We start from the raw sequence: 9143 nt of genomic DNA, 5'->3' as shown, positions 1-9143 counted from the left end.
GTTAATCGAATAATGATAATTGCTCCAAAGGCTTAGTAACAGGCAACATAGGTTCTTGTTTCTTTCGGAAATCTACCTCAAAGCCTCTGTCTTGCATGTGTTTTCCAAGAAGCCCTCTGTGACAGCGACAAACATTCTTACAGTAACAAAATGTATAAATCTCTACGCCTTGTTTTAGTCGCTCTCCTAACCTTTCAATGGCTCGTACCATGTCGGGTCGTGAGACTAACTCCTTGTTAAACTCTCGTTCGTATAAAAACCACCAGGCTTCGGGGTCATCTTCCGTTTGTTGAATCGAGTGAAGGTAAGCAATATCTTCTTCTGTAAAAAGACCTTGTTTCCAAGTCTTTCGATTATGGTCAAATAACTGCAAGGAAGGACTTAATTGAGGAACATGAATGAATCCTCCTGGTATCCCACTTACAGGTTTTCTCACAATCAACATTCGTAACGTATTGCTATCAACAATGATTTGTTTTGACTCTCCTAAGTACGCTAAATGCAACATAATATTGGCTTCCCTCACTTTCTTCTATACTTTTATATTACTACTTTTATTGACTAAAAACAATGAAATAAGACGAATTATTGTCTGCATTTACACAGAATTAAGTCAATAAAGCAATTTTTCAATGACTCAACATGAAAAAGAAATTTTTTCCATAGAAAAACAGCCCTCTTATAGAGGACTGCCTTTACGTGCATTAAGCGATTTCTTCAATAGAAAATGACCTTCTTTTTTAAACTTTTAGAAGGATATTCCGACACAAAAGATGCTTAAAAGCATGAATATGAAAGGGTTTAACACGATTTGCAACTTTCGGAAAACATAAACCTATATATGTACTACAAAAATTCAATAGACTCTCTGTAAATGTCGCATTATTAGACTTTTAATCACAGCCAAGCTGTTCTTTTTTAAAAAAGCAATATCTATCATCTCTATGATTAAACCATCTCAAACCATTCTCTTTTTATGTAAAGACTACTTCCTTTTTAAGATATAAAAACACTTTTAAAGGAGGTACGTCTAACAAAGTTATGATGATAGATGCAAACATTTTATTGAAAGAAGCAAAATCCATTGCTTATGAACTATCAAATCAAAACCATCCCACTTTATATGGCGTGAATGATGGGAAAAGCATAGGCACATATATTGAGAACCAATTTAAAGAAAGATTAAAAGAAAAATATCAAGTTAAACTATCAAGTTCCTCTAAAGGAATAGATTTACCTGAAATCAACGTAGATATTAAATCTACATTGAGAACGAGACCACAATCATCTTGTCCTTATAAATCCTTCAGGCAGAAAATTTACGGATTAGGGTATCATATTATTCTTTTCACCTATGAAAAAATAGATAATCATGAAGGAAAATATAGTCAGCTACTCATTGATGATGCGTATTTCATTGAAAAGTCAGAAACTGCAGACGCTTATTTAACCAGTGCCATTTTACAAATTATCGAAACCACAAAAGACCCCGAAGAGTTAATAGAGCTTTTTTATTCAGTAAATCTTCCTGGTGATGAATCAGAGTATGAACAATTAGCAAAAGAAGTGCTTATCAACCCACCAAAACAAGGGCGTTTGACAATTTCTAATGCCTTGCAATGGAGACTGCAATACAGCAAAGTGACACAAAAATAGGAATGATGCTAAAAAAATTCCTGTTTACATAAAAAAGCCCATTCTTGTTTAGAATGGAACTTCTTTTGTTATTTAGGTTGTTTATCCAAGGTCTTTACGTATTTACTGCTATATTTTTTGGTTATATAAACTAAAAAGTCATACGGTTTATCTACTTTCTTTTCTTTCTAAATTCCTTCACAAACCATGAATTGAATTTTCTTAACTCTGCGAACGAATGGTCATATTCTTGTTTGGCTTTTTTCCATTCTGGTGTTGCTCTGATATTATCTGGTACTAACCCCATTCCATTTGTTTCAAACTGTTGCAATATTTTTGAATGTTTTTGATTTATAAGGTCAAGCTCTTTCTTGTGTGCTTTTGCTTCTTCAAGGTTCATACTATCATCTCCTGTATAAAATAGAATCTTATCAAGTACACATTATTTGTTTTTTGTTCATTGTGAATAAATTATAACCTTTATTTTGAAAAAAGTTAAAAAACCAACAATGTTTACAAAAAATGACCTTCATTTAATAATGAATGTAAAAAAGTAGCCCCAATCATCTTTAGAAAGGAACTACTTTTGATTAATTATTTAATTCAAGATAATCATTGATGTGTTCTTCTAACTTCTCTTTTTGGGTTTCAGAAAGATTTTCATAGTTTTCTTCAAACCATTTGATTTGAGCTTCTGTTCTCCCTAAATGAGAGATAAAGAGATAATCCATATCTGATTGACCGCCCCATTTCGGAACGCCCATAGGAATCCATAGAAGCTCTTTTAAGGCTTCTTCTCCATCGATAACTGTACCCTTTTCATGTCCAATTCGGACACGTTCTCGGTTCAAGTCATTATTTCCATAGACAATTTCAGTGGCTAACTTATAATGCTCACCATATTCACAAGGGGAGAACTCTCCTTCTGGTGACAACCAACCAGTTAAGCCTTTTCCATTTTGATTTTCTACCTTTTCCTCTTTCTCTTTTTCAGGTACTTTGTTAAGAGGGATGGCACTTATGGCAATTTCATAGCGTTCTCCATCGTCATATTGACATACATGACCCACTTCATAGACATTTCCGTTCTTATCTTCAATCTTCACTTCCATATCTTCATCTTCATCTGCCATGCGAAGCAGGATTTCAGCTAATTCTCTTGGTTTTACCATAAAATACTCTCCTTTAATCCCGATTATCCATTGAATTTATACAATCTTTTTCCAAGTGCTTTGTATTACCTTTTGTTATATCTATCACGCCATCAGGTCTTAAAGTGTCTCTTTCGCAAAACTGTTTCACTTTATGATTCCATTTTTCCACTCCATAAAAATAGGTGATATCCAGTTCATCTTTAAAAACGACTTCATAATGACCATGAAGATAATCTCTATTGATTAGATATTTCGGTTCGATATAACCAGCCATTTCGATGTCTTCTTTCGTATATCCCTGTTCCTCAATATAAGGTGGGATATACTTGTTTACCATATATTGATGATATGGATTTCCATGATTTAAGTAATAGGATACAGCATAAGGCGTAACCATAAGAATAGAAACTGCAATAAAAGCAATTATCCAGCCCTTATATTTTTTCACTGTTTTCAATCCGATTTTAACCTCCTTTCTATTGCCTTTGTGCTTCTTGATTATCGTTTATTTAAAGAACGATTCTACTGCCTTTTCATATTCATGGAAGAAATCAGGGATTTCATCTGTTGATAGGTTTTCTTTTCCGCTTTTCGCTACACCAGAAAAGTACCAACCTTGTTGTTCCTTTCCACGTTTGAAGGCATTAAAGACTTCATCTCCTATTTTTTCATGGACACGAATTAGTTCTAACAGATTTGCGAATTTGTCTGCTACCACAAGGGCTTTTTGAAGTAGCGTAGCTTTTTTAAGCTGTTCAACAGTGTGTTCTTTACGCTGTTCCCATGTATGTTCTTTTTCCTCAGTGTTAAAAGCCACCAAATCACCGACTTCACTTCCGAATTCACGATAAATGTCCTCGATTGTAACCTCTGTATCTTCCACTGTATCATGAAGATATCCAGCTACTACAACTGCTGTTGGGAGTCCTGCATCTTCAAGGATTTTGGCTACATGGAATGGGTGTCCAATATAAGGAGCACCTGTTGTTTTTCTTACTTGGTTTTTGTGAGCTTCTTTCGCAAACTCTTTTGCTTTTTCAATCAATTGATTCATTTCAATATCCTCCTCTTTTTTCTCTCTATTTTTAAAACAACGAAGGCAATAAATAGGTTCATTTCCTTCCACAAATCTTTGATGAAACTCTTCTACATTCACAGGTTTATAGTGAACAACTGTCTTACAATCATGACAGGCTACATAAGCCATAGCTTTAGCTCCCTTCTTTTTGTAAATCAACTTTCAAAACATTCATAAGGGTGACTAATTCCAAGACAGTTAAATCTTTTACCATGACGCTTGTTAATGGTATTTCCTTTTTCCAACTAATTCGTGAATACATATCCCCTATCACAAATTCATTGTCTTTAAGGGCTAATGATTCAGCTAACGTCTCTTCATTTTCCGTTAAAACCAAAGTTGACGTTGAGCTATCGGCTGTTTCATAACTTACTTCAAATGCTTTCATCTTTATCGTTACATTCCTTTCCTATCTAATATTTACTCTAATACCAAAACCAAAGAATTTTGGTGACACGTTGGACAAACATTTCCAATGGGAGAAATGCTTCCACCTTCTTCTTTGACTACCTCATTCAAGTCTTTAATTTTTAAATTATCTTCCCGATTCGTTGTATATTTGCAATCTAAATTTACACATTCATAATTGGCTTTCATTTCTTTCTCTTCCTCTCTTTATTTCGTTCTTTTATTCAAGGCTTCAAAAGCTGTTAGGCACTCTCTCTCGTCTTCTTCTGTTGCATGACATCCAGAATAATATAGCTGAAAGACATAGGCAAAAACCGTTTCAATACCGCCTTCTTGAGCTTTTTCTTTCAAAGGATACATTTCAATAGATTTATGTCCAATGAGCTTGTTGTCTTTTGCTCCCCTAACATCAAATTCAATTTTGGCACGTATCCCTAATTCTTCTTTAACAAACACCACTTTTAACTTTTCGATATACACACGCTGGTTCGCTAAACTTGTTCCAGCTTCCTTATGTCTTCGGTATCCATCTAAAATCGTGTTGAAGTCCACATCGTTTTTCATTTGGATTCCTTTTAAGACAATGCCATTCTCTTGCAGGAACTCTTTTAAGTCGTGTTCACACATTACTTCTTCTTTTAACAAGGTTTTTTTCTTTGACCACCAATGCTTCTTTTCAAACTTAACTAAAAAGTTCTTAGAATTGAGTCGTTCAAAGGATATATCTACTTTCATGTTTTATCCCCTGCTTTCATGGGATTATTCCAACTAATGACATCTAAATAATGAATATAAGCATATTGCAACAGCAAATCAAAGTGATTTAATTGTTCCGTTGTCCACTTTGTAAGAGGCATTGGAAGATTCGGAATGTCCACAATATGTATGAGAACTCCTAAATGTCGTTGTCTTAATTCTTGAACTATCTTATCTCCCAAAATGACCTCTCCTTTTGTTTAATGAATGTACTTAGCGTATCCACCTTTGATATATTCTTTTTCGTTTCCTATTTTTAGTCGCATACGTTTTCCAACCGAATGAATGGTTTTCCATACAATCTTAGTCTGACCATTTTTATTTACAATGTTAGACTTTACAAAATCACGTATAAATTCAATTGTTATGTAGGTTGGCATGATAGACCACTCCTTTTCTTATAATACCATTATACAACATATTTACAATATAGTAAATTATTTTTGACAAAAACAACTAACTATACAACCATAAAAACAAGAAAGTACATTTGGTTTACAGTGACAGTGTTCTTTTTTAAACTCTATTTACTAAAGTTGTTTTCACATAAAGAAAACCGCTCCTTTATTGGAACGGTTCTTTTCGTATTAGTGAAGGAATCCCATTTTTTTATATTCTTCGCTTACTTCTCCGTTATCGTGAATGTCTAACAAATGTTCAGCAAATGTATAGTGGAGAGCATATTCTTCTTCGTCAGTTGTATCCCAACCTAATGTAGTAAAATGCTCATTCATTTTTTGATTGAACGCCTCTTTATCGGCTGTAATATAGATTCGTGTATAACTTCCGTCACCAGGATTTTCTAAGCTCCCAATTTTAGTATCACCCAACAAAATATCTGCTTCATACGCCAATCCTCTATCTGTTTCTTGTGCTTGATAGTTTTTAATCGCTAAATCCATATGTGTGTACGCTCCTTTTCTTAGGAAAAACTTTTATAACAATATTATATATTAAATTAACACAAAAGTAAATTATTTTTTACAAAATACATTTAGTCTAAACGCTATCACTAACACACTCATAACAGTTCAGCTATTTAAATGTAGCGTAAACAAAAAATGCAGTAGGCGTAAAAACCTCTGCATTTCTTTACATATCTAAAGATTATCTACTAATATTCTGTAAATAATTTGGTATCAGGCAAATCCTTTAATTTCTCTACATCATGAGGGTGAGCAAACACTTCAAATAGAAGCTCTTCCCCATGTTCATGTTTTTTTGCTATGACAATTCCTTTTGTATTATCTTTTAAATAATCTCCTGCTTCTTCTTTCGTTTTATTGAAAACTAACAGATAATATCTATCCATATGAACGCTTTCCCCTTTCTCTTTTATGCTGTTTTTATTAAATGTCGGTGTTCTTTGATATTTCCAATGACTTCAATCCTCATTCGACTGTTCAATCGTCTGTTTCCTCCAAAGTAAAAGCCACACCATTCCTGCTTATATTCAACTACTGAACCATAAACGGATAGTTCTTTATCTTCTGAATGATAGAAGTTGACAATATCCCCTGCACATATTTCTTTTCCCTTACGGTCAGACATACCAGTATAAAGGAAAGTTTCTGCATCAATTTCATAGTCATAGCCATCGTCATCCACTTTGCCAACTAAGACAAAGTATAGATGTTTGTAATAACGTGGAGAAGCCTGTCCTTCTTCATCTCCTATTTCAAGGAATTTTCCCTGTTCATTATCCCATACCTTTAGTTTGATATTCATGAACGAACCTCTCTTGAAGAAGGTGTTCCAGCATGTTTTTCATACATTTTCAACAATTCTTCTCTACTTTCAATCAATTGGTTGAGAACAAAAATAGAAGACGGATGTTTGACATTTGGCAAATCCTTTTTAATTTCTTCAATCTCTCTCTTCAATGGTTCGATTTTTTGACTGGCTTGTTTTTTTGTCATTCCCATACCGTAAACCCTCTCTCTCTTTAAAAGTAAAAACCTGTTTGTTTGCTAACTTTATTTATCCCACGATTCCACGACAGCTTTTCCTAATTTGGTTAAAACAACTGTAAAGTGCCATGCATCATCATCCGTAGTAACAAATCCATAATCATATAGATTATCGACAATTGCACTGTTTTCTCCTCTACGAAATTCCATATAGTTATGTTCTTTTAGATGACGTAAAATTTCCATGTCTTGCTCTGAAAATTCATACGTCACCATAGCTTGTTGGTTTTTCATTTCAACATTTTTAATCAAAACGCTTTCTCTCCCCTCTTTTGGATTTCATTTATATTAATGATTTTAATTCATTATTTTTGGTTGTTTGCATTTCTTCTTCCAAAACGGTTATCAAATCGTAAAAAGCCTGACGGACTTTTGGAGAATATCTTGTTCCATTATTAGCAATACGAACACCACGTTCATCATCATTTCCACGATAAAGATGAATATGAATATCCCCTTGATTATCTTTTATAATGGACAAGGTATTAGGTTCATTTGCTGGTGTATAATCACTTAAAACTTTTACAGATTTTGTCATATGATTTTCCCCCCTTCTATTTCGTCTTTTATTTCTGTTTTTTATTCTGACTTTCAATCCAACGCTTTGCTTCTTCGGCTTCAATCTTCCACTCTGTTCCTGTTTTTTTAGCTTGTATTTTTCCCTCTTTAATTTGTTTTCCAATGGCTACTGCACTTAATCCACTAATCAAAGCTAAGTCCGAAGCATTAAGACCTTCATCATCTTCTAACTTCAACGTGATTTGAGCAAATCGGTAAAACTGTCCTGTATAAGAACCCATTAAACCAGACCATCTATCCCAAGGAATATCCAGCAGTTCAGTGTAATCAACAAAAGGGTTAAACCAAACCAATTGAATCATGTCTTCCATCATCACTTCGATTTCTTTTGGTCTCTTTTTTTCTCCTATCATCCATTGGTACATTTCATCGATAATGACAGCGAATGGGAATGGATATTCCTTTCTCCCTTTATTCACTGGTGTCGCTGGAATTTCTCCCTTTTCAGGTAAAAAACCTTCATTAAAGTGTTGTAATTTGTAACTTAGTGCTTTAAATGCCTCTTCGTAATCCGACAACAAATCTTCTTTCCACTCTTCATTTAATACTGGAATGTACTTCATTTAATAACCTCTTTTCCTATTTAATAACTGCTTCTATGTAAAGTATAACCTTAATAGGTTTAGTTTATTCGTTTTAACTTAACTTGTCAAACAACAAATAAAAAACAGAAGAAATTTTTTCTTCTGCATGACATGTTATATTGCAAAAATGGCGTTATTTTTATAACACTATTTATCAAAAGATTTCTCTTTGTCAACAAATTGAACCATTTGCTCCCATACAGACAAAGGAATATCTACTCTTTTGATGCTTGGTTCTCCAATTTCATTGTACAAGATACTTGTGATTTCTACATATGTTTGAAATCCATTAAATTGATGGGGAAAATCCATTGAGATAACCCATGTCTCTGAATCGGGTTGTTCCACTTCTCCTCTGACTTGAATATTTTTAACCCATTCTCTTTCCAGTGACACTTCATTCCCTCCTATTCTTCCATTTTGTTTTTCACATCGATAAATTTCTTCATAACAATACCTACTCCAATCGCAAATCCTGCAACGAAAGCCACGCAAACAGTAAAAGTAAGACCTTCTGATGTAGTTAGAAAATAAGCAAAGTTATTATAACTGCTATTAATGACTTGATGGTATAAAGATGGTTGCAACTTTAAGCATCCCCTTTCGCTTTTTCTTTTAATTCAACCGATTTCGATTCCGAACGAATTAGATACACAATAAAAGAAATTAATGCTACTGCAAATACACCTACTCCACTCAATAAACTAAAAAACCATAAAGGCTGTTCTTGGTATAAGCGGAGCAAGAACTCTATTAATGAATGTGGTGGCAAAATTGGTCTAATCATTTAGAAGCTCCCTTCTTTTTGTATAAAATCGTTGACTATAGTCTAATTATGATGGAGAATAATAGATTGTGGAAGTCTAAAAAGGTTCTAATTTGACGTAGTGTTCAAAATAAAAAGAGTAGCTGTTGAATGACTCTATGAATAGAAGATAAAGATAACAAGTTTTGAGGTATGCAACGCTGTAAAAATAGG

At 33.7% G+C, this 9143-nt stretch carries 21 protein-coding genes; 1 reads left to right on the top strand and 20 read right to left on the bottom strand.

Annotated features, from left to right (window positions below):
* Position 1 precedes the first annotated feature (1 nt).
* Positions 2-508 carry a DUF488 family protein, N3 subclade gene (locus CVD28_RS00635; RefSeq protein ID WP_101590321.1) on the bottom strand — a complete coding sequence of 169 codons (507 nt, stop codon included), beginning with the start codon at positions 506-508 and terminating at the stop codon, positions 2-4.
* Between the two features lie 557 nt (positions 509-1065).
* Between CVD28_RS00635 and CVD28_RS00630 the strand changes: the two genes are divergently transcribed.
* Positions 1066-1656 carry a restriction endonuclease gene (locus CVD28_RS00630; protein WP_142384702.1) on the top strand — a complete coding sequence of 197 codons (591 nt, stop codon included), beginning with the start codon at positions 1066-1068 and terminating at the stop codon, positions 1654-1656.
* A gap of 151 nt (positions 1657-1807) precedes the next feature.
* Here CVD28_RS00630 and CVD28_RS00625 read toward each other — a convergent pair whose 3' ends face one another.
* The 19 genes from CVD28_RS00625 to CVD28_RS00540 form a co-directional block, all read right to left on the bottom strand.
* The gene (locus CVD28_RS00625; protein WP_101590319.1) at positions 1808-2035 is read right to left on the bottom strand and encodes a hypothetical protein; all 228 of its coding nucleotides are present in this window, start codon (positions 2033-2035) and stop codon (positions 1808-1810) included.
* Positions 2036-2225: 190 nt separating this feature from the next.
* Complete coding sequence (locus CVD28_RS00620) at positions 2226-2807, bottom strand: hypothetical protein (RefSeq protein WP_101590318.1); 582 nt, start codon at positions 2805-2807, stop codon at positions 2226-2228.
* 13 nt (positions 2808-2820) lie between these two features.
* Entirely contained in the window at positions 2821-3237 is a 417-nt protein-coding gene (locus tag CVD28_RS00615) for a DUF3139 domain-containing protein (RefSeq protein ID WP_257985756.1), read from the bottom strand.
* Positions 3238-3294: 57 nt separating this feature from the next.
* Positions 3295-3996 (bottom strand): HD domain-containing protein, encoded by a 702-nt coding sequence (locus CVD28_RS00610; RefSeq protein ID WP_257985719.1) that lies wholly within the window; start codon positions 3994-3996, stop codon positions 3295-3297.
* 4 nt (positions 3997-4000) lie between these two features.
* On the bottom strand, positions 4001-4255 hold the full coding sequence (locus CVD28_RS00605; RefSeq protein ID WP_101590317.1) for a hypothetical protein: 255 nt from the start codon (positions 4253-4255) through the stop codon (positions 4001-4003).
* Positions 4256-4287: 32 nt separating this feature from the next.
* Positions 4288-4464 carry a hypothetical protein gene (locus CVD28_RS27640; protein WP_180953817.1) on the bottom strand — a complete coding sequence of 59 codons (177 nt, stop codon included), beginning with the start codon at positions 4462-4464 and terminating at the stop codon, positions 4288-4290.
* Between the two features lie 18 nt (positions 4465-4482).
* Positions 4483-5010, bottom strand: a complete 528-nt coding sequence (locus CVD28_RS00600; RefSeq protein WP_101590316.1) for a hypothetical protein — start codon at positions 5008-5010, stop codon at positions 4483-4485.
* Entirely contained in the window at positions 5007-5213 is a 207-nt protein-coding gene (locus tag CVD28_RS00595; protein ID WP_101590315.1) for a hypothetical protein, read from the bottom strand. Before CVD28_RS00595 ends, CVD28_RS00600 begins: the two co-directional genes overlap by 4 nt.
* 18 nt (positions 5214-5231) lie before the next feature.
* On the bottom strand, positions 5232-5411 hold the full coding sequence (locus tag CVD28_RS00590; RefSeq protein WP_101590314.1) for a hypothetical protein: 180 nt from the start codon (positions 5409-5411) through the stop codon (positions 5232-5234).
* 207 nt (positions 5412-5618) lie between these two features.
* Complete coding sequence (locus tag CVD28_RS00585; RefSeq protein ID WP_101590313.1) at positions 5619-5933, bottom strand: hypothetical protein; 315 nt, start codon at positions 5931-5933, stop codon at positions 5619-5621.
* Positions 5934-6145: 212 nt separating this feature from the next.
* A complete protein-coding gene (locus CVD28_RS00580; RefSeq protein WP_101590312.1) occupies positions 6146-6343 on the bottom strand; it encodes a hypothetical protein in 198 nt (65 codons plus the stop codon).
* 23 nt (positions 6344-6366) lie between these two features.
* Positions 6367-6759 (bottom strand): YopX family protein, encoded by a 393-nt coding sequence (locus CVD28_RS00575; protein WP_101590311.1) that lies wholly within the window; start codon positions 6757-6759, stop codon positions 6367-6369.
* Entirely contained in the window at positions 6756-6956 is a 201-nt protein-coding gene (locus CVD28_RS00570) for a hypothetical protein (RefSeq protein WP_101590310.1), read from the bottom strand. The genes CVD28_RS00575 and CVD28_RS00570 overlap by 4 nt, the downstream gene beginning before the upstream one ends.
* Positions 6957-7007: 51 nt before the next feature.
* On the bottom strand, positions 7008-7253 hold the full coding sequence (locus tag CVD28_RS00565; protein WP_101590309.1) for a hypothetical protein: 246 nt from the start codon (positions 7251-7253) through the stop codon (positions 7008-7010).
* A gap of 31 nt (positions 7254-7284) precedes the next feature.
* Positions 7285-7539, bottom strand: a complete 255-nt coding sequence (locus CVD28_RS00560) for a hypothetical protein (RefSeq protein WP_101590308.1) — start codon at positions 7537-7539, stop codon at positions 7285-7287.
* A gap of 28 nt (positions 7540-7567) precedes the next feature.
* On the bottom strand, positions 7568-8143 hold the full coding sequence (locus CVD28_RS00555) for a hypothetical protein (RefSeq protein ID WP_101590307.1): 576 nt from the start codon (positions 8141-8143) through the stop codon (positions 7568-7570).
* A 168-nt stretch (positions 8144-8311) separates the two neighbouring features.
* Positions 8312-8560 carry a hypothetical protein gene (locus tag CVD28_RS00550; protein WP_101590306.1) on the bottom strand — a complete coding sequence of 83 codons (249 nt, stop codon included), beginning with the start codon at positions 8558-8560 and terminating at the stop codon, positions 8312-8314.
* A gap of 11 nt (positions 8561-8571) precedes the next feature.
* A complete protein-coding gene (locus CVD28_RS00545; protein WP_101590305.1) occupies positions 8572-8751 on the bottom strand; it encodes a hypothetical protein in 180 nt (59 codons plus the stop codon).
* A 2-nt stretch (positions 8752-8753) separates the two neighbouring features.
* Positions 8754-8951 (bottom strand): hypothetical protein, encoded by a 198-nt coding sequence (locus CVD28_RS00540; RefSeq protein ID WP_101590304.1) that lies wholly within the window; start codon positions 8949-8951, stop codon positions 8754-8756.
* Positions 8952-9143 lie beyond the last annotated feature (192 nt).

The organism is Bacillus sp. M6-12, assembly GCF_002860285.1.
In the GTDB taxonomy this organism is placed as follows: domain Bacteria; phylum Bacillota; class Bacilli; order Bacillales; family DSM-1321; genus Peribacillus.
The sequence above is the reverse complement of the archived record's forward strand: the minus strand, read 5'-3'. Positions and strand labels throughout refer to the sequence as shown.